Origin of the sequence: Nocardia sp. NPDC019219, from assembly GCF_040632645.1 — a bacterium.
GTDB lineage: Bacteria > Actinomycetota > Actinomycetes > Mycobacteriales > Mycobacteriaceae > Nocardia > Nocardia sputorum.
Genome location: NZ_JBEYCG010000007.1, coordinates 84,461 through 103,190, shown reverse-complemented (window position 1 = coordinate 103,190; position 18,730 = coordinate 84,461). Strand labels below are relative to the sequence as shown.

16 protein-coding genes are annotated in these 18,730 nt (G+C 68.7%); 10 read left to right on the top strand and 6 right to left on the bottom strand.

Annotation, left to right across the window (positions count from 1 at the left end):
- Positions 1 to 121: 121 nt before the first annotated feature.
- Positions 122 to 1,411: a hypothetical protein gene (locus ABZ552_RS15605; protein ID WP_357437821.1), complete on the bottom strand. Its 1,290-nt coding sequence runs from the start codon at positions 1,409 to 1,411 to the stop codon at positions 122 to 124.
- A 485-nt stretch (positions 1,412 to 1,896) separates the two neighbouring features.
- On the opposite strand from ABZ552_RS15605, the gene ABZ552_RS15600 reads away from it, so the two are divergent.
- Together ABZ552_RS15600 and ABZ552_RS15595 are read left to right on the top strand one after the other, a co-directional pair.
- Positions 1,897 to 2,760 (top strand): hypothetical protein, encoded by an 864-nt coding sequence (locus tag ABZ552_RS15600; protein WP_357437818.1) that lies wholly within the window; start codon positions 1,897 to 1,899, stop codon positions 2,758 to 2,760.
- Between the two features lie 51 nt (positions 2,761 to 2,811).
- Positions 2,812 to 3,636: a matrixin family metalloprotease gene (locus ABZ552_RS15595; protein ID WP_281879605.1), complete on the top strand. Its 825-nt coding sequence runs from the start codon at positions 2,812 to 2,814 to the stop codon at positions 3,634 to 3,636.
- 145 nt (positions 3,637 to 3,781) lie between these two features.
- Here ABZ552_RS15595 and ABZ552_RS15590 read toward each other — a convergent pair whose 3' ends face one another.
- Complete coding sequence (locus ABZ552_RS15590) at positions 3,782 to 4,222, bottom strand: hypothetical protein (protein ID WP_281879606.1); 441 nt, start codon at positions 4,220 to 4,222, stop codon at positions 3,782 to 3,784.
- Positions 4,223 to 4,858: 636 nt separating this feature from the next.
- Between ABZ552_RS15590 and ABZ552_RS15585 the strand changes: the two genes are divergently transcribed.
- The gene (locus ABZ552_RS15585; RefSeq protein WP_281918142.1) at positions 4,859 to 6,208 is read left to right on the top strand and encodes an aminotransferase class I/II-fold pyridoxal phosphate-dependent enzyme; all 1,350 of its coding nucleotides are present in this window, start codon (positions 4,859 to 4,861) and stop codon (positions 6,206 to 6,208) included.
- Here the strand turns inward: ABZ552_RS15585 and ABZ552_RS15580 are convergent.
- Genes ABZ552_RS15580 through ABZ552_RS15570 form a run of 3 tightly spaced genes read right to left on the bottom strand, consistent with a single transcriptional unit; the run spans position 6,205 to position 9,374 of the window.
- Entirely contained in the window at positions 6,205 to 7,200 is a 996-nt protein-coding gene (locus tag ABZ552_RS15580; RefSeq protein ID WP_281918143.1) for an LLM class flavin-dependent oxidoreductase, read from the bottom strand. The genes ABZ552_RS15585 and ABZ552_RS15580 overlap by 4 nt on opposite strands.
- Complete coding sequence (locus ABZ552_RS15575; RefSeq protein ID WP_357437814.1) at positions 7,197 to 8,501, bottom strand: NtaA/DmoA family FMN-dependent monooxygenase; 1,305 nt, start codon at positions 8,499 to 8,501, stop codon at positions 7,197 to 7,199. The genes ABZ552_RS15580 and ABZ552_RS15575 overlap by 4 nt, the downstream gene beginning before the upstream one ends.
- Before the next feature lie 18 nt (positions 8,502 to 8,519).
- The gene (locus ABZ552_RS15570) at positions 8,520 to 9,374 is read right to left on the bottom strand and encodes a rhodanese-like domain-containing protein (RefSeq protein WP_357437812.1); all 855 of its coding nucleotides are present in this window, start codon (positions 9,372 to 9,374) and stop codon (positions 8,520 to 8,522) included.
- A gap of 173 nt (positions 9,375 to 9,547) precedes the next feature.
- On the opposite strand from ABZ552_RS15570, the gene ABZ552_RS15565 reads away from it, so the two are divergent.
- The 7 genes from ABZ552_RS15565 to ABZ552_RS15535 are packed head-to-tail and all read left to right on the top strand — an operon-like array spanning position 9,548 to position 17,244.
- On the top strand, positions 9,548 to 10,435 hold the full coding sequence (locus ABZ552_RS15565) for a rhodanese-like domain-containing protein (RefSeq protein WP_357437811.1): 888 nt from the start codon (positions 9,548 to 9,550) through the stop codon (positions 10,433 to 10,435).
- A gap of 6 nt (positions 10,436 to 10,441) precedes the next feature.
- Entirely contained in the window at positions 10,442 to 11,389 is a 948-nt protein-coding gene (locus ABZ552_RS15560; RefSeq protein ID WP_357437808.1) for an ABC transporter permease, read from the top strand.
- A complete protein-coding gene (locus ABZ552_RS15555) occupies positions 11,386 to 12,237 on the top strand; it encodes an ABC transporter permease (RefSeq protein ID WP_357437805.1) in 852 nt (283 codons plus the stop codon). The genes ABZ552_RS15560 and ABZ552_RS15555 overlap by 4 nt, the downstream gene beginning before the upstream one ends.
- Positions 12,234 to 13,847, top strand: coding sequence for an ABC transporter ATP-binding protein (locus ABZ552_RS15550; protein ID WP_357437802.1), 1,614 nt, complete (start codon positions 12,234 to 12,236; stop codon positions 13,845 to 13,847). Before ABZ552_RS15555 ends, ABZ552_RS15550 begins: the two co-directional genes overlap by 4 nt.
- Positions 13,840 to 15,543, top strand: a complete 1,704-nt coding sequence (locus ABZ552_RS15545) for an ABC transporter substrate-binding protein (RefSeq protein WP_357437799.1) — start codon at positions 13,840 to 13,842, stop codon at positions 15,541 to 15,543. The genes ABZ552_RS15550 and ABZ552_RS15545 overlap by 8 nt, the downstream gene beginning before the upstream one ends.
- A 40-nt stretch (positions 15,544 to 15,583) precedes the next feature.
- On the top strand, positions 15,584 to 16,582 hold the full coding sequence (locus ABZ552_RS15540; protein ID WP_357437796.1) for a ScbA/BarX family gamma-butyrolactone biosynthesis protein: 999 nt from the start codon (positions 15,584 to 15,586) through the stop codon (positions 16,580 to 16,582).
- Positions 16,579 to 17,244 carry an HAD family phosphatase gene (locus tag ABZ552_RS15535; RefSeq protein WP_281879620.1) on the top strand — a complete coding sequence of 222 codons (666 nt, stop codon included), beginning with the start codon at positions 16,579 to 16,581 and terminating at the stop codon, positions 17,242 to 17,244. The genes ABZ552_RS15540 and ABZ552_RS15535 overlap by 4 nt, the downstream gene beginning before the upstream one ends.
- Positions 17,245 to 17,252: 8 nt before the next feature.
- Here ABZ552_RS15535 and ABZ552_RS15530 read toward each other — a convergent pair whose 3' ends face one another.
- Entirely contained in the window at positions 17,253 to 18,662 is a 1,410-nt protein-coding gene (locus ABZ552_RS15530) for an FAD-dependent monooxygenase (protein ID WP_357437793.1), read from the bottom strand.
- Positions 18,663 to 18,730: the final 68 nt, after the last annotated feature.

The following is an 18,730-nucleotide window of genomic DNA, read 5'->3' as shown; positions in this document are numbered from 1 at the left end:
CCGGCATCGGCACTGCTTGCTACGTCAATCGTGCGCTGTCGCAGGGCCGGAGTCCCTCGATCCGCAAGGTAGAGCAGAACACCTGCGTAATTGGGCTGCCCGGCCGACTGGCGGCGATGGATCAGCCCGGCAGTCGGCCGACGGTCGAGGTGCTGGACCGACCTCGGCGCACTCGCCGAACGAGTCCGCGGGCTATCGGGAACCAGAGCGGAGTGAGGACGGTGAGCGTGAGTGCGTGCCAGAGGGGCCGCCACCACCATGAGACGACCGGCGGGAACGACGTTGCGGTGGATGCGAGCGGCGCGGCGAAGGACCAGGCCAGGAAAGCGTCGCCGATGGGGAGGGCGCCGAAGGCGTAGCGTTTGGAATTGCCGAGAGTGACCGGCATGCCCAGGCTTTCGCCGAGGCCGGTGATCGGGCCGGCGAGGTTGCGATCGCCGTGCACCCGGGCCGCACCGATGGTGACCACCGTGGCCGAGGCGCTGACACCGAGAATAAGTGGCCCGGAATCGACATCGCCCGCGCCGCTGCGGCCGTGCGGATACTCCCGCACTCCGGGCAGGCCAAGCGGGGTATCTATGAAGAGTCGGCGGAAAGTACGGTACTGCTGCGCGGCCCACGCGGGGTCTATCTCGGGCAGGAACCGCTGGATCATCGATTGTGACGAGCCGCGCGCACCCTCCATCATGGGTGCGGCTCGGTGCGGAAGTAGACCGGTCGCCGGATCCAGGTGCGCGCGAGCCGAGGTGAGCCATTCGGCGATCACCGGCTCGAAACGCGAGCCGAAGATACGATCGTGCAACCGCAACGCGGACACAGCCACCACGTTGTCGACCGGCCAAGCTTGACCCGGATACGCCGCAAGGAACGGCCCGTCCGTACCGAAGGCCACCGCGAGTGCTTCGCAGTCCGCGATGAATTGCGCCGCCTCCGGTGCGGCGGCGCCCGCGAGTTCGATCACGGCCCCGCGCAACCGGCTGGACCATCCGACATAGAACACCCCGTATGCCGGGCGCAGTCGCGCATCGAAAGCGCCACGGCCCGAGCCGGATTCCAAACGCTCCAGCGCCCAGCGTGCCTCCCGGAGCGCTTCGTCCCGATAGGTCGTGTCGCCGCGCGCCAGATCAGTCCACGCCAACCCGTACAGAACGTGCGAAAAGAAGAATCCCTCGGGGAACATGCCCTGCATCTCCTCCCCGAGCCCCGATCGCAATTCGGAACGAAGAAACCGCATTTGGGCGATGACATCGGTGCGCGGCTGCTCATCCCGATACAGCCGAATCTGGGGAACGAGGAACACCAGCGTGAGCACAGCCGCGACGGCGACATACAGCGCCCCCGAGAGGGTGCGATGCGATTCTGGGTCCCGGTCGGCCGCAGAGGCCCGAGCGGAGCCGATCTTGTACCCCATACTGGCGGAATCTATCAGAACGCATGTGGAGCAGAGAGTTTCGCGAGTTCGTGCGTCTCCTGGATCTGTGCTGGACGAATGCCGACGAGCCAAAGTTCTCGAGCGGGGTCGGCCCCTCCTTGCGGCTACTGGTCGCTGTGTCGGGCCGCGTGGGACCGGGAAGGACGGCTGCCGAGGAAGGCCATCGACTCGGCATTCAATCCTCGTTCTCCGGCCCGGGGAACTACACCGTAGCGTCCGTCGGCCCCCGCGCGTTGCGCATTCGAATGCGCGCGGTTGCGGCATGGAAAGGGTTGGTCGGGCTCTCACTGCCGGATCCTAGGACCGAGTTCATCCGGTGTTGGAGCTGGCGACACGTCCGTTTCAGAAGTCGCATGCATGTCGACCGCAATTCGAGTAGGCCACTACTCGCGCAATGACGAGGCTGTTCGGCCACGATGATCGTGTCGGCGCGCCGAGCGTGAGCAGAGAAAGGAACACAACAAATGACGACAACGCGGCAAACCCCCGATCTGATCGACAAGCTGCAGACTGCGATGCGTAGTCGAGAGGTGGTTGCGATACGGCCTCCAGCGGGTGACGGTGCCCAGGCAGGCGAGAGTTCGCGCGAGTGTGCTCACCGCTTTGAGCGGGCAAAAGATCAACTGCTCGAAGAGATAGTAGATGAGCAAGCGCGCGTGGATTGGGAGGTAGCCCTGCTTCCGTTCAGGCTGGACGGTGAAGCAGGGGTGGGCACGATCGCGCGAGACATTCTCGAGAGCCGGGACGCCCTCACCAGCCTCACTATCGGCCCGGGATGCAGTGTCGTCGGTACGCCGTACGATCATGCGTACACAACGGGAACCGGATTCTCCGGCAAGCTCGATGGAAAGCCGCAGGTCGTTGGGGCGACCGATGGCGAGTCGGCAGGTGGAGCCGCTATCGATCTGTTTTCCGATAATCGCCTGGATGTAAGTGTGATACCAGCTGGGACATACTCCTGGAGCGTTCTCGCGTCCAACGCGGTACCGAACGCACGCAGCAGGGGTGGATTGGCGACGGTGACCTTTGTCGGCAACAATCCCAATCCGTCACTGCGGCGCGTGATTACACTGTGGGACGTGCAGGGCCTGGGGCAGCTGCACGGCTTCCACGGCGAGGGCGCAATCGCCGACGCCTACACTCCCGGGACCGGTCCGTTCAAGGTTACTTTGGCCCCCATTCCAGGCAGTTTGTTGCCTGGAGAAAGACTTGAAGTCTGGGTATGGGCCTGGATCATAAACAGCGGCGCGAACGGCGTCTTTTCTGCACTGACCTTGAACATGCCATCGTTCACCGTGTGTGCGGGGCACCCGGTCCCCGTTGGATGACTTGGACGTCGTCGCATAACGCAACACAAATACACAGAGAAGGAGTACGTCATGGCCAGATCCATCAACACCGCGAGGCGGGCGAGTTCGGCAACCGGTGCGTTGCGGCTACGGGACGTCGATGATGCGGCCCGTGAAGTCGAGGCCGACGTCCACGTATACGGGCAGAAAGTCATTTGCGAGACGGACTCACGAGGCTACGCCACGCCCCAGAATCGATCGCTGACCGAGATAGTCGTCGACGCCTCAGAGGGCTTCATCCCGCTGTGGGACAAAAGCACGACGCTGCGATGGCGTTTTCAGAACCGTTCGATCGCCTTGTTCGAGCAGCCGGATGCTGCCAAAGCAAAAATCAAGGAACTACTCGGGAAGGCGCTGCTGGCTTGGGGTGATGCGGCGCCTGTGAAATTCAGCCAGCGCGATGACGCCTGGGATTTCGAGATCGTGATCAGGGAAGCCGACCGATGCAACATCAACGGGTGTGTTCTGGCCAGCGCCTTCTTTCCCGACTCGGGTCGACATCGATTGACGATTTATCCCAAGTTGTTCGAGCAGAGCGCGCAAGAGCAGATGGAAACTTTGGCACACGAGATCGGACACGTCTTCGGACTGCGGCACTTTTTCGCCAACCTCAGCGAAACGGACTTTGCGAGCGAGATTTTCGGAAAGCACAACCCGCTGACCATCATGAACTACGGCAACCAGAGCCAGCTGACCGAGGACGATCGGGACGACCTGAAGCGGCTGTACCAAGCAGTGTGGAGCGGCACGTTGACGAACATCAACGGCACTCCGATCAGGTTGGTGAAACCATTCAGCTCCACCGGAACGGTGGTCGGTGGTCCGCCGATACTGGCTGCTGCGGCGCTCGTTTGAGCGGGTCGCCACAGGCGACTCGACGACGACGTGATCGCCACTACGGCGGCTCCTGTGGTTATCGATCGAGCCCTGGCCGCGGAGCCTCAAAGCAAATGACGAACAACGCCGGCCCGACGAAGCAGGCCGAGCCTTGTCCGCCTTCTCACCAAGGGACGAAGCGCCACAGCTGGGTACCGTCACGTGTGTTGTCGACGACCGTGAGCCCGTAGTGGGGCCCTGCTGGGGCGAGGGCGAGGGCGTGGTTGAAACCAGGTACGAGAACGGCCGCTTCCTCCTCGGCGTCCCCGTCGAAGCTCCATGGCATGGCACCGTGAATTTCCCCGCCCCCGCACACAACGGGATCACCTTTGTGGCCCGTTCCGCCCAGGAGCAGCATCGTGTTCGTTTGTTCGTTTGTCAGCTGGACAGTCGAATCGTCGTCCACCTCGACGAGCCAGAGTTGACCGTAGTCGTTGCGGTCCGGACCCACCAGCCCGACGGCCACGCCGCGGCCGCCGGTGTCGGCGCCCGTGAGCCCCATCGCGGCGCCGTCGAGTTGCGGGTTGAGAATCTGGTACCGGCCCTCGCGGGGGAACTTGGTCATGGTCTCTCCTCACTGTGGGCATACCGCCACTGAGCTTTACGCCGTGCTGATCCGATAGCTGTCGTCAGCAGCGTAGGATCTCGGCAGGAAGAATCTGATCGCCCAGTTCGGGTGATTTCGGGTGCGGGCCGGACACACGGGTCGACCCCATGGGGGTGTCTCGCGGGCATACGCGGAGAGCGCTGTGCGATCTTTCTCGCGAATTCATCCGGAGAAGGTGAAGTCACTCGCGGCAAGGCGTTCATAGGGTGGCCCGGTGGCGATGTGCCGAGCGTTCCTGTGACGCTCCGACCCGCCACGGCCACCTCGATTCCTTACCGGATCCGAACCGCGGAAGGATCTGCGGAAGCACTCGCACCGCGGGGGATATGGCACCTCCAGAGCGCGGTGTCCTGCCCCGCCGAGCGGGTGCTGCCCGGCCGCGTTCTCGTCGGCTATGACGGTCGCGCGGATGGTCGCGAGATCGCCCCCCTGCCCACACGGGCCCCGGGCACGGGCCGCCGATCCATCGGCTGATCCGCCGGTCGCTCCGGGGTCGCTGGACGGGTGGATACATATCTCGAGCATCCGGGAACAAATTGGTTCGCTGGACACATATATTCTCCGTACGGGTGGCCGACGACGAGTGGAGTGTCAGTGACGGAGGATTCTGCACTGCTGGTGCGGGCGTTGCAGGCCGATGCTTCGCACACCCCCGAGTCGGTACGGGCGGTCACGGCCCGGCTGATCCGGGATGGTGCGCTCACCTCGGGTGCGCGCTTGCCGACCATTCGCGAGGTCGCCCGGCGCTGCGGACTGAGTACGCGCACGGTCGTCGCCGCCTGGAGCGCGCTGCGCGCGGAAGGCCTGATTGCCACCAATCGACGCGGTGGCACGGTGGTGGCCGCGCTCGCGGAGGTCCCCGCGGGCCGTGCGCTCGCGGCCCGCGACCTGCTGACCGGAAGCCCGGACTACGCGCTGCAACCGGATCTGGCGCCCGCCATGCTGGCCGGATTGCACACCGATCAGCTCAACCGGCCCGGGCGTGACTACATCACCGATCGGCTGCGCGAGGCCGTCGTCGACGGCTGGCCCTTCCCGGCCGAGGCCTTCGCCGCAGCGGGCGGCGGTTCGGAGGGATTGTTCCTCGCGGTGGACGCCGCCGCGCCCGCGGGTTCCCTTGTCGCTGTGGAGGAGCCGGTGATGCCGGGCTTCCTCGACACTCTGGCGGAGGTCGGGTACGAGGTGCTCGGTATCGAGTCCGACGAACAGGGGGCGCTGCCCGGCGCGCTGGCGGCGGCGCTGCGGCGGCAGCCGTCGGTGGTGGTGCTCCAGCCGGAGGGCGGGTACGCGATGGGTGGCGCGCTGTCGGAGGACCGGGCCACGGAGCTGGCCGCGGTGCTCGCCGCGGCGGAGCAGGTGCCCTGGATCGTCGAGGACGATGCGGTGGGACCACTGGCCCTGGCCCAGGCGCCCTCGCTCGGCCGCTGGTTCCCGCGCCACAGCGTGCGGGTGCGCAGCTATTGCAAGGCCTACGGCATGGACATTCGGACCTGCGTCATCGGCGGCAGCGCCGAATTGGTCGACCGGGCCATCCGTGCCCGGGTCCACGGGATCGCCGCCAACAGTCGGATCCTGCAGAACGCTTTGGCGCACCTCATCGTCGACCCCGCGACCGCCGCACTGATCGATACCGCTCGCGATCGCTACACCGCCCGTCGGGAAGGGCTGCTCGCGGCATTGCGCGAACGCGGCGTCACCGCACGTTCCGGGGTGAACAGCCTGGTGGTGTGGGTGGAGGTCGCCGATGAACAGGCGGCGCTGCTCGGGCTGGCCCGGCACGGGATCGTCGTCGGATCCGGTGCGAAATCGTATGTGGCGCCGCCGCGTCCTGGCGTGGTGCGCGTCGCGGTGCCGCAGCTACCCGATGCGGACGCCGGGCTCGCCGAACTCGCTCGCCTGCTCGCCGAGGCCGCCGCTGCCACGCATCGGGAGTTCCTGGACTAGCGGACCGACCGTGGATGCAGCCGCGGGGCTATCTCGGCGCCGACGCGGTGCAGGCATTCCGTGTATCGGGGATGGCCGACCGCGAGGGGGATCTGGAACAGCACCTCGGTGGCGGCGGCGAGGCCTCGGTCCTCGCGCAGCTGTTCCACGATCTGCTCGGCGGATCCGATCCGGATGCGGTTGTCCGCCAGAAGCCGTCGCCGGTCGGCGGCGCTCGGCGGCTGCGGGTAGTAGGCCGGGCTCAGTCGGATGTCGGTGTCGAGCAGGTCGAGCGCGTCGCGCTCGCTGTCACCGGGCAGCACCGTGACGCTCGCCCCGATGCGCGGCGTGCCGCGGCAAGAGGACAGGTAGGCGTCGACGAGTTCGGCGACATCGCCGCCTGCACGCGCCTGCGAGTTGCCGTGCGGAAGCAGTCCGTCGCCGGCCGCGCCCGCGCGCCGCGCGGTGTCGCTGTTGCCGGTGGACTGCCAGAGCCGGGAACGCAGGGTGCCCGGTGGCGGATACAGGGCGATGTCGTCGGTGACGCGCCCGGAAGCCAGTAGACGCTGTAGCGCGGCCAGCCGGTCGGCGTACAGCGACTCCCGGTCGGTGTCGGGAACACCGAATCCGCTGTAGCTGGAGGCGGAGTGGCCGAATCCGAGGCCCTTGCCGACACCGAGTTCGAGCCGTCCACCGCTGAGCGCGTCGGTGACCACCGCGTCCTCGGCCAGGCGCACCGGATGTTCGAACGGCAACGCGACCACGCCGGTGCCGAGCCGGATCGTGGCGGTGTGCTGGGCGACCGCGGCGACGAAGGGGAACACGGAGGGCAGTGCGGCGTGATGGGCCTCGAAATGCCGGGTCGCGAACCAGACGGTGCCGAACCCGAGTCGTTCAGCGCGCACACCGATGTCGATGGTGTGCCGGTAGACCTCGGCGACGGGCGGGCCGCTGCGCAACTGCACGAACAACGACGGCGCGTCGGTCACGGCCGGCGACGAAGAAGTGATCACAGCCGGTAGTGCCCTCTCAGGGTGGTGGTGTCGTATTCGGTGCGGAAGAGGCCGCGACGGCGCAGCAGCGGAACGACATGGTCGACGAAATCGGCCAGCCCGCCGGGCAATTCGTCGATCATCACGTTGAAACCGTCGACAGCGCCCGCCTCGAACCAGTCCGCGATGAATCCGGCCACCTGGTCCGGGCCGCCGACCACCTTGGCGTGCACACTGCCCGAGGCCAGCAGTCGTGCCGCGCCGCGCGTGTCCGCGCCACTGGAGCGCACGTACTCGAGCAGCACCGCGCGTTGTCCGCGTGATCCCGCGTCGGTGGTCTCGTCGGGGATCCGCTCCCACGGGAACGGTGCGTTCAGGTCGAGATCGGCGGGGTCGACGCCGAGCCGATCGGCGAGGTTGACCAGTTGGACGTCGTCGGGAATGAGGTCGATGAGCTCGCGCTCGCGTCGCCGGGCCGCGGCTTCGGAATCGGCGAGCACGACGATCAGCCCCGGCAACAGCTTCACACTGTCGGGGGCGCGCCCTGCGTCGGCGGCCCGACGCCGGAGTTCGCTGCGGCGCTGTGCCGCGGACTCGGGATCGACGTGTGCGGAGTAGACGGCGTCCGCCGTCCTCGCGCCCAGTTCCACGCCGTGGGTGGAGGCGCCCGCTTGGATCAATACCGGCCTGCCGTGGGTCAGTGGAGGCGCCTTCAACGGCCCGGCCACCCGGAAGAACCTGCCGTCGTGGTCGATCGGCCGCACCACCGCCGGGTCCAGGTAACGGCCGGTGGCCTTGTCCCCGACGACCGCGTCGGCGGGCACCGAATCCCACAGCGCGGTCACCACGTCGAGGAATTCGGCGGCGCGGGCGTACCGTTCGGACTTCGGCAGGGCCTGGTCCAGGGAGTAGTTGCGGGCTGCGGCGTCGCCGCCGGTGACGACGTAGTTCCAGCCCACCCTGCCACCGGACACCGCCGACAGCGCGGCGAACGAGCGTGCCAAATTGTAGGGGTCGCTGTAGGACGTCGTGGCGGTGATGATCAGGCCGATGTGGCTGGTGTGCGCGGCCAGCACGGATTGGGCGATGAACGGGTCGAGCAGCCGGCTCGGCGCATTCCAGTCCTTGGCCTGGATGTCCGGTGAGTCGGCCAGGAACACGGCATCGAGCAGTCCGCGTTCGGCGATGCGTGCCACGTCGAGGTAGTGCTCGATCCCGACGAAATGCGCCGCGGGTTGTTCGGCGCGCCGCCACGGGCTGCCGAGGGTGCCGCCGGGTATCAGGTTGGCGTTGAGGATGACATGTCGTGGCTGGTCGGCCATGGGCGGATCTCCGGGGGATCAGAGTGACGGGACGGGGCCGGGCGCGGGGGAGTCGCCGCGGACGAGGGGGCGTGCGGGGTCGGCGGTCCACTGCGAGAGCGAGCCGGGATACAGGGCGATCTCGATGCCGAGCGTGGCGAGGACGAAGACCTGCAGGGCCGCGGCCATCGCGCTGCCGCAGTGGGTGGCCGCGGGCGTCGCGGGGCCGAGGCCGAGGCCGTGATAGCGCGCACGCAAGGTGTGTTCGTCGCGGAGCAGTCCGTGCTCGTCGAAGTCGTCGAAGACCGGCGCGCTCACGGCGTCGGGGATGTGACCGGCGAATTGGCCCTCGCCGCGATAGTGGCTGTGCGGGCGGGCATCGAGGAGGATGCCGCGTGCGGGCAGGGTCGCGACGGCGGCGGTGCCGACGACGGGAAGTCCACCGGGCCGCGCGGACACGGTTCCCGCCGCGACGGTTTCGGCGCCGCGGACGACGGGGCCGCCGGCCGCGCGCCACGCCCGCAGCCCACCGTCGAGGAGCCGGACGTCGGTCAGTCCCGCCCAGCGCAGGACCCACCAGGCGCGGGCGGCGGGCACCGAGCGGGAGTCGTCGTAGACCACCACGGTGCTGTCGGCGCGGATGCCCCAGCGCCGGAGCGCGGCGGTGAGTGGTCCGGCTTCCGGAAGCGGGCGGGCGCCGGAGCTCGCGGTGGCGGCGCCCGCCAGGTCGGCGTCGACGTCGACGAACCGCGCTCCGGGCAGGTGCCCGCGCCGGAATCCGTTCGGGTCGGGTCCGACCGCGCCGACCCGGACGTCGAGCAGCACCAGCTGTTTCGGTGGGTCGTCACGCAACCTGCTTGCGGAGATGAGGTGGGCGGCACGGGCGCCGGACATCGCGTTCCTTTCGACGCTCGGACGATGCGCGGTGCCGAGGATATGTATTCCGACGCGCTGGAAACATAATTCCAGTCTTCGTGACTTTTTGTGTTCACAGTATCGCGGTGCCGCTCATATGTTTTCACCGCCGAGGTCGCCCGACCCGGCACAAATCAGCGGGAGGGGCTGCTGTGGGAGACATCCTGACGAGCCGAGTCGTCGACGCGGAATGGTTGCGGACCCGCCTCTGGGACCCCAGCGTCGTCGTCATCGAGGTGACCAACACACCGGCTGCCGAGTCGGACCGCGGCGCCATCGCGGGTGCGCGCACTGTGTACTGGAAGGATCTGCTCTGGCACCGCTCGCGCCGGGAATTCCCCTCGGCGCCGGTTCTGATAGATCGTCTGCGCGCGCGGGGCGCCGGTGCCGAGTCGACGGTGGTCTTCGCGGGCGAGCCGACGCAGTTCGCCGCGTACGCCCTCTGGGTGGCCGCGGCCGTCGGGGTCGGTGGCGACCTGCGCTATCTGGACGGTGGATTGCCCGCGTGGCGCGCCGCCGAAGCGGCGAACGGCACCCCGTCGAGCGCCTCCGCCGCACCGATCGAGCGCGCTGCCGAGGCGCGGGTCTCCGAGTCGCCGCAACCGCTGCCTCAGGTCGCGCCGCGCCACGACGAAATCGTCGTCGGCCGGGACGAGGTACGCGCCGCCCTCGGATCGCCCATCGCGATCCTGGATCTGCGCTCGCCGCAAGAGTATTCGGGTCTGCGGGTGTCCCCGCTCACCGAGCCGATCGACCACGGCGCCGAACGGGCGGGCCGGATTCCGGGCGCGCGGAGCCTGCCCGCGCAGGATCTGCTCGACGAGCACGGACTGCTGCGGCCGGTGTCCGAACTCCGGGAGCGGGTGGCGGCGCTCGGCATCGACGGCGCCGACCGGATCATCGCCTACTGCCGGCTCTCCCATCGCGCCGCGCTGGGCTGGCTGGTGTTCACCGACCTGCTCGACGATCACCGGATCCGCGTCTACGACGGATCCTGGACCGAATGGGGCAGCCTGGTCGGCGCGCCCATCGAGGACTGAGCCGCGATGAATCCACACCGGCGCAGCGTGTTCGGCCGCATCGCGGGCGTTGTCCTGTCCGCGGTGGCGATGATGTGGGCCGCGGTCACCCTGGCATTCCTGGCCGTGCACATCGCCCCCGGTGATCCGGTCACCGCGATCATGGGAGAGTCCAGCGATCCGGCCCTGCGTGCGCGGATCGAACAGGACTGGGGTCTGGACCGCCCACTGCTCGTGCAGTACGGGCGACACCTCGGACGGCTGCTACACGGCGACCTCGGCTACTCGTACGTGCGCGGCGAACCCGTCACCGACATCGTGTTCGGCGAACAATTGGGCAGCAGCGCGAAACTCGCCGGATTCGCCCTGCTCCTCGCGGTCGTCCTCGCGCCACTGCTGGCCGTACTCTCCGCGGGCAGGCGCGACGTCCTGAGCCGGTCGATCACCACGGCCGAGATCGTGGTGGCCTCCGCGCCGCCCTTCTGGACCGGACTGCTGTTGATCTGGATCTTCGCCTTCACGCTGAAGGTGCTGCCGGTGACCGCGGGCAACGAGTTCCAGCGCGTGATCCTCCCGGCCGTCACCCTGGCCCTGCCCATCGCCGCGGTGCTGTCCCAGGTGATGCGTGAGGGGATCGAGCGCGCGCTCGAGCAGCCGTTCGCGTTGACGGCCAGATCGCGTGGCATCGGCGCCATCCGCCTGCGCCTGCGCCACGGACTGCGCCATTCCCTGATCCCCGCCGCGACTCTGGCCGGATGGGCCGTGAGCGGACTGCTCACCGGGACCGTCGTCATCGAGGAGGTCTTCGGCCGGTCCGGCGTGGGACGGGCGACGGTCGAGGCCGTCGGCTATTCCGACGTTCCGGTGGTGCTCGGTGTCGCACTGCTGTCGGCCGCGGTCTATCTGATCGTCACGGTCGTCGTCGACATCGCCTATCTCTGGATCGACCCGCGCCTGCAGGAGGCCTCCGCATGACGACAGCCATACTGCGGCAACGCTTGACCCTCCCGGTGCCGCACCGTCCCGTCGCCGTCCTGATCGCAGGCGCGGTGCTCGTTCTCGCGGTGGCCGCCGCCCTCGTGCCCGCCCTGCTCGCCTCCGGCGACCCGCTGCGGACCGACCTGGTCGCCGCGCATCTGGCGCCGTCGCTGTCACATCCGTTCGGCACCGATCAACTCGGCCGTGACGTGTTCACCCGTGTCGTGCACGGCGCCCGGTTGTCGCTGTTCATCGGGGTGTCGGCAACGGCGCTCGCGGTGCTGCTCGGCGTGAGTGCCGGACTGGTGGCCGGAATCGGTGGCCGGGTCGTGGACGCCATCGCCTCGCGTGCCTTCGATCTGCTCGGCGCGTTCCCCGAGGTGCTGCTCGCCCTGGTGCTCATCACCTTCACGGGCACCGGAACCGGCAATCTCGTTCTCGCCCTCGGCATCGCCGCGGCACCGAGATTCGCCAGGGTGATGCGGGCGGAGACCCGGGCGGTGCGCGCCGCCGACCATGTCGCGCAGGCGCGCCTGCTGACCCGGTCACGCGCGCGGATCGTCGTTCGCCACATCCTGCCGAACGCGTTGCGGTCGCTGCCGGTCGTGGTCACCCTCGGCCTCGGGACCAGCATTCTCGGCGCCGCCGCCTTGAGTTTCCTCGGCTTCGGCCCGCAACCTCCCGATCCGGAGTGGGGTTCCATGCTCGCCGAGGCGCACGGCGATCTGCGTACCGCGTGGTGGTCGGTCGCCTTCCCCGGCGCCGCCGTCACGGTCGTGGTCCTGGCCACCACGGTGCTCGGCCGCCACGTCGGGCACCGCTTCGAACGAAGGGCACAGCCATGACGCTCACCGCCGCCGCCGTGCCGAGCACGGACACCGTGACCGACACCGTGCTGAGCGTGCGGAACCTGCGCGTCGGTTTCCCAGGGACCGCGGGCGATGTCGTCGAGGGCGTCGGCTTCGACCTGCGGCGCGGCGAGATCCTCGCCATCGTCGGCGAATCGGGTTCGGGCAAATCGGTGACCACGCGCAGCCTTGTCGGCCTCGCGGGGGCAGGCGCCCGGGTGCGGGCCGACCGTTTCGAGCTGTTCGGCGCCCCGGCCCTAGGACTGAGCGAACGGCAGTGGCGCCGGGTCCGTGGCGCCCGGATCGGATTGGTGTTCCAGGACGCGCTCGTCGCGCTCGATCCGCTGCGCACCATCGCCGACGAGATGGCCGAGGCGTTGCGCGCGACACCGCGCTCCCTGCGCGCGGCCCGCATCGACGAGCTGCTGCGCTCGGTGGGGATCGCCGATCCCGAGGTGCGCAAGCGGCAGCGACCGTTCCAGCTGTCGGGTGGCCAGCGCCAGCGCGCGCTGATCGCCTCCGCCCTGGCGGGCGATCCGGACATCCTCATCGCCGACGAACCGACCACGGCGCTGGATGTGACGGTCCAGGCGCAGGTGCTCGAACTGCTGGTCCGGCAGGTCGCGGGCGGGCGGTCGATGATCCTGGTGAGCCACGATCTGGCGGTGGTGGCCTCGGTGGCCGATCGCATTCTGGTGATGAAAGCGGGCCGCGTCGTCGAGCAGGGGCCCGCGGCGCAGGTCATCGGCGATCCGCGGCACGTGTACACCAAGGCACTGATCGCCGCGGTGCCGCGGGGCCGGGCGGGCGCACCGCCGTCACGTTCGGGCGCACCGGTTTTCACCGCGAGGGCGCTGACCAAGTCGTATCGGGTGCGGGGCCGTGCGGTGCCCGCGGTAGCCGACATCGGCTTCGAGGTCCGGGCCGGTGAGGTGCTCGGCGTGGTCGGCGAATCCGGTTCGGGCAAGTCGACGGTGGCGAAGATGATCACCGGGCTGATCCAGCCGGACGGCGGCGAGATGCGTTTCACCGGAGCGCCGTTGACGCCGCGCACCCGCCGTCCCGGGCGGATCGGCCTGGTCGCGCAGGATTCGACCGGCTCCTTCGACCCCCGCTACCGGGTGGGCGAGATCATCGGCGAGAGCGTCGCCTTGCGGGTCGGCCGTCGCCGGCGGCGCGCCGAGGTGCTGGATCTGCTCGACGCGGTGCACCTGCCGACAGGCAGCATCGATCGCCACCCCCGCGAACTGTCGGGCGGACAGCGTCAGCGCGTCAATATCGCCAGGGCGCTGGGCAGCAGGCCGGAACTGGTGGTGTGCGACGAGCCGGTGTCGGCACTCGACATCTCGGTGCAGGCCCAGATCCTCGAGCTGATCGCCGAACTCGCGCGTGAGCGCGGGGTCGGCATCGTCTTCATCTCCCACGATCTCGCCGTGGTCCGGCAGATCTGTCACCGCCTGCTCGTTCTGCATGGCGGCGTGATCGTCGAATCCGGTTCGGCCGACGACGTTTTCACGGCGCCGGCTTCCCCGTACACACGTTCCCTGCTCGATTCCGTGCCGCGCCTGGCGGTACCGGACACCACAGAAAGCCCTTCGCGTGCGTAATCGCCTCACTCGACTGTTCATCGCGCTGGCCGTCGGCGTCGTCCTCGCCGCGGGAGCCTGCGCCTCGGACCCGGAACCCGGCAGCGGCAAGGGCGGACCGACCTCGCCCGCACAGCCGGGCGGCACCTTCACCATCGCCTTGCCGTCCTATCCGACACGCGGCCTCAATCCCCACGTCGGCGCGGCCTTCGACGCCTCCCAGGTGCTCCGCAACAGCTACGACAGTCTCATCGCGGAGGACCGCGACGAAAAGTTCCACCCGTGGCTCGCCTCCGAGTGGACCGTTTCCCCCGACGGCACGGTGTACGAATTCACGCTGCGCCGGGACGTGACCTTCCACAACGGGGAGAAGTTCGACGCCTCCGCGGTCAAGGCGAACATCGATGTGCTGAGGAATCCGGACACCCCGTCCTGGACGGTGCTCGGCCTCCTGCAGTACTCCAGCGTCAGCGCGGTCGACGTGCTCGACCCCTACAAGGTGCGGATCACGCTGAGCACACCTCGCGCGGACTTCCTGTCCACCCTCGCCGGACTCAGCGGCGCCATCGTGGCTCCCAGCACGCTGAACGTCGACAAGGAGACCCTCACCAGCGGGACCGGGCTGGTCGGTTCGGGTCCGTTCATCCTGGACAAGGCGGTCCAGGGACAGGAACTGCGGTTCCACCGGAATCCCGACTACCGGTGGGGTCCCGCCACCGCGACGCATCAGGGCGCCGCGTACGTGGACGACCTCGTCGTCAAGTACATCCCGGAAGCTTCCACCCGCGCGGGCCTGCTGCGCAGCGGCGAGGTCGACGCGATCGGCACGGTCAAGGCCACCGACATCTCCCTGTTCGACGGGATCGACCGATTCCAGTACGAACAGATCGGCTCGTCGGCCGCGCCCACGGTGATCATGCTCAATCTCACCAACGGCCCGACCACGGACGTGCGGGTGCGGCGCGCCATCGCCGGCGGCGTCGACATCGCCGCGGTGGTGGACAGTCTGACCAAGGGTTCCCAGCAGCGCGCCTGGAGCCTCGTCTCTCCGGACAGCGCCTACTACGACGCCAAGTACGAGACCAAGGGCAAACCCGATGTCGCCGCCGCCCGCGCCCTGCTCGATCAAGCGGGCTGGACCGGCAAGGACGCCGACGGCTACCGCACCGACGCGGCGGGACAGCGCCTGACCGTCCGGCTGCTCGCCACGACGCCGACCTATCCGGAGGACGATTTCCTGAAGGCATGGCAGGCCGAGCTGCGCCAGAACCTCGGGATCCGGGTCGAGTTGCAGTTCGTCGAGAACGCCCAGGTCTACGACCTGCTGGCGCGCAACCAGTACGAGGCGTTCCCGCGCCAGGTCGGCGGCCTCGACCTGTCGCTGCAGTTCAACCGCGCCTACGGCTCCACCACCCCCGATCTGAAGTACGGCCAGATCGACGGCATCACCCTCGGTTCCATCGTCGCGGGCGCGAAACTCGCCGATCCGCAGGTGGACCGGTGGCTCATCGAATCGACCAAGGCGACCGACCCGCGACAGCGCAAGCAGCTGTTCGACACCATCACCGCGCACCTGCTCGACAACGCCGTCGCGATCCCGCTCTACACCGACCGCAACAGTGTCGCGGCGAGTTCCGCGATCCACAACGTGACCTCACTGTTCGACCCGCCCCGCAACACCGTCAATGCCTGGGCATACGACATCGCCGTCCGCTGACCAGTCTGCCGCCAACCCACCCTTCCAGGAAGGCACGATCATGACCGCCGCAACCCAAACCCTGACCTTCGATCGCAATATTCCGCGAGGCATCGTGCACCGGGAATCGATCGCCGAGGTCTTCCTCACCGACGCGCAACCGATTCCCGACGGTGCGGTGTTCGCCGCCCAATTGCCCCGCAACCACTCGTATTTCAGTGACCATCGGGGCACCGCGACCACCTACGATCCACTCCTGCTCATCGAGGTGTTCCGGCAGGTCGCGATCTATTACGCGCACACCTTCCTCGGGGTGGCCCGCACGGAGAAGTTCATCTTCGGATCGGCGGATTTCACCATCGCCGACCCCGACACCCTGCGGATCGGCAACTGCCCGGGGCACTGCGTCATCGAGGCGCGGGTGATCGGCGAGAAGCGCCGTGACGATCAGGTCGTCGGCCTGTCGCTCGAGATGGTCGCCGAGATCGAGGGGAGGGAAGCCGCACGGGAGGTGATGGTCTACCAGTGGATGCCCGCCGCGGTGTGGAACCGGATCAGGGTCCGCGGGCGCGAAGCGCTGGGTCTGCCCGCCCAGCATGTGATTCCGGGGCATTTACCGGTCGCGCGGATGCGGCCGGGTTCGGTAGGCAGGCACAACCCGCGCAATGCGATCCTGGCGAATCCGGTGCTGTCGGGGGAGCGCGAGCTGACGGCGTTGACCATCATCGACACCGACCATCCTTCTCTCTTCGATCATGCCCTCGATCACGTCCCCGGCATGTTGCAGTTCGAAGCGGCCCGGCAGGTCGCGATGGCGGCCGCGAACGCTGTCCTCGGCCTGGACACCAGCCGCATGGTGATGCAGCAGCTCCAGATCGAGTTCACCAAGTTCGGGGAATTCGAGCGCGAGACCATCGCCAGGGCCACCGTGGCCGCACTTCCCGGTGCGGGCGGCGGCGTGCGGGCGCGGGTCGACCTGACCCAGGGCGCGGATGTGATCGCCGCCGGTGAGGTGGAACTGCGCTTCCGTCCGGCCGACGTCGGGACGATGGTCCAGTGACCGCCGCGAAGACGGCGGGGCCGTTCGTCTGGTTCGATTTCGGCGGGGTGCTCTCACCGCCGCTCGACGACCTGTTCCTGCGCTACGAGGAGGTCGCGGGCATTCCGCCCGACCTGTTGAAATTCGCCATCGCCGAGGTGGGCGCCGAATACGGGCTGGCGCCGCTGGCCCCGATCGAACTGGCGCTGCTCGACGAACGCGAGTGGGTCGGCAAGCTGCACGCCGTGCTCAGGGCCAAGCAACCCGAGCTCGACCTCTCGCGCAGCGAACCGGATTTCGGCAGGCAGTGGTTCGCAGGCCACCGCGCCAACAGCGCGGTCCGCGACTTCGCGATCGAGCTGGCCGACAGCGGAACTCCGGTCGGGGTGCTCAGCAACAATGTCGTCGAATGGGAGCCCTACTGGCACGAGATGATCGATCTGGATGGGGTTTTGAGCGCCCTGGTCGATTCGTGCAAAGTCGGGGTCCGCAAGCCCGATCCGGAGATCTTCGCCCTGGCCGCCGAGCAGGCGGGCGTCGCCGCCGGTCAGTGTCTGCTCATCGACGACCTCGCGGAGAACTGCGCCGCGGCACGGGAATCCGGCTGGCAGGCGGTGCGGTTCCGTGCTGCCGGACAGGCGATCGCCGAGGTGCGCGAGGTGCTGGAACGATGGCCGGGCTGAGCGCTGTCTCACCAGGCGCAGGCCAGGTAGCCGTCCGGGCGGATCAACGCGCAGGTCCACGCCTGGTCCGGAGTCACCTTGCCGGTCACCGTGATGGCGTCGGCGGGGGCGTGCGGGACCGGGACGTGCTCGTCGGGCCGGATCGCCACGAACCGGCCCGCCCGCAACAGCTCGGTGAGGGTCAGCACGCCGCCGTCGGCCTCGGTGACCACCAGATCGTGCTGGAATCCGGACTGGAACTGGCCGCTGATGAGCTGCGCGACGGCGTCGTGGATCGCCGGGACCGCGAGCATGGCCAGCATCGCCGCACGCAGCTCGGGCTCACGCGGGTTCATCATCCGCGATTGCAGCACGGTGTTGGCGACCACCGCCGCCGCGACGGCGACCCGTTCGCGCGAGTACTCGTCGAGGACGGCGGGCCCGTCGTGGCCGGTGATCACGCGGGCCAGTCGCCAGCCCAGCGCGAACGCGTCCTGCATGCCGGTGTTGAGGCCTTGGCCGCCGAGAGGATAGTGACTGTGCGCGGCGTCGCCTGCCAGCAGCAGGCGTCCGTCCCGCAGGCGGGTGCGGTAGCGGCCGTGGTCGCTGAACCGGGTGAGGTGGCTGATCTCGCTCAGTGCGGGCGATGCGCCGAGCACGTACTCCAGGCGTTGCCGGTACTCCCGCGCGTCGGGCTCGGGCCGGTGGTCGAGGGCGCCGCTGAAATCCATGGCGATGATGCGCGCGGGACCGTAGGGATTCGGATTGTGCAGGGTCCATCCGGTGGGCGTCGGACTCCAGCCCGGCGGGATCCCGTCGTCCGGGGCCGTGACGGCAAGCCCAGCGATGGCGTTCATAGTCGCCGGGTACACCTTGGCCGGGAAGTCGCCGGTGCGGGCGACGAGGCTGCGGGCGCCGTCGGCGCCGACGGCGTAGCGGGCGCGGACACGCAGCGAGCGGTGTTCGTCCTCGCCGGCCACCTCGGCCACCACCGCGTCGTCGTGGACCTCGAGTCCGGTGACGGTGTGACCGCGCAGGATTCGTGCGCCGAGATCACCCGCGCGCTCCTCGAACGCCGCCTCCAGCCGTGCCTGCGGAATCCCCGCGATCGGACCGGGCTCGACGCTGGGCGCGCTGATCGTCAGCACCGGCTGTGCCGCGAACTGGAACGGGGTCCGGCGCACACCGTGCGGATCACGCTGGATCGCTTCGGGATTCACGGAGGGGAGATATCCGCGGCGCGCCAGCAGCGACAGCGATCGGGCGTGCACCGTGCCCGCCCGCGGGCGCAGGTCCAGTTCGGTGCGGGTCTCGACCACGACGACCCGGATGCGCTGCAGCGCCAATTCGGCGGCTACCAGCATGCCGACCGGGCCGCCGCCGACCACCAGCACATCGGTGTCGAGGAAATCCGGTCCGGGCCGGTGCGCCGTGCTCATCACATGCTCCTGGGGCGAGGTCGGGGATCTGGTCCGCGGCAGCAGTTGTACGAAGATGATCGTAGCTA

Bases quoted from the DNA above. Each gene is read 5' to 3' on its own strand.
- ABZ552_RS15605 (WP_357437821.1), bottom strand. From the start codon at position 1,411: ATGGGGTACAAGATCGGCTCCGCTCGGGCCTCTGCGGCCGACCGGGAC.
- ABZ552_RS15600 (WP_357437818.1), top strand. From the start codon at position 1,897: ATGACGACAACGCGGCAAACCCCCGATCTGATCGACAAGCTGCAGACT.
- ABZ552_RS15595 (WP_281879605.1), top strand. From the start codon at position 2,812: ATGGCCAGATCCATCAACACCGCGAGGCGGGCGAGTTCGGCAACCGGT.
- ABZ552_RS15590 (WP_281879606.1), bottom strand. From the start codon at position 4,222: ATGACCAAGTTCCCCCGCGAGGGCCGGTACCAGATTCTCAACCCGCAA.
- ABZ552_RS15575 (WP_357437814.1), bottom strand. From the start codon at position 8,501: ATGGCCGACCAGCCACGACATGTCATCCTCAACGCCAACCTGATACCC.
- ABZ552_RS15570 (WP_357437812.1), bottom strand. From the start codon at position 9,374: ATGTCCGGCGCCCGTGCCGCCCACCTCATCTCCGCAAGCAGGTTGCGT.
- ABZ552_RS15560 (WP_357437808.1), top strand. From the start codon at position 10,442: ATGAATCCACACCGGCGCAGCGTGTTCGGCCGCATCGCGGGCGTTGTC.
- ABZ552_RS15555 (WP_357437805.1), top strand. From the start codon at position 11,386: ATGACGACAGCCATACTGCGGCAACGCTTGACCCTCCCGGTGCCGCAC.
- ABZ552_RS15550 (WP_357437802.1), top strand. From the start codon at position 12,234: ATGACGCTCACCGCCGCCGCCGTGCCGAGCACGGACACCGTGACCGAC.
- ABZ552_RS15540 (WP_357437796.1), top strand. From the start codon at position 15,584: ATGACCGCCGCAACCCAAACCCTGACCTTCGATCGCAATATTCCGCGA.
- ABZ552_RS15530 (WP_357437793.1), bottom strand. From the start codon at position 18,662: ATGAGCACGGCGCACCGGCCCGGACCGGATTTCCTCGACACCGATGTG.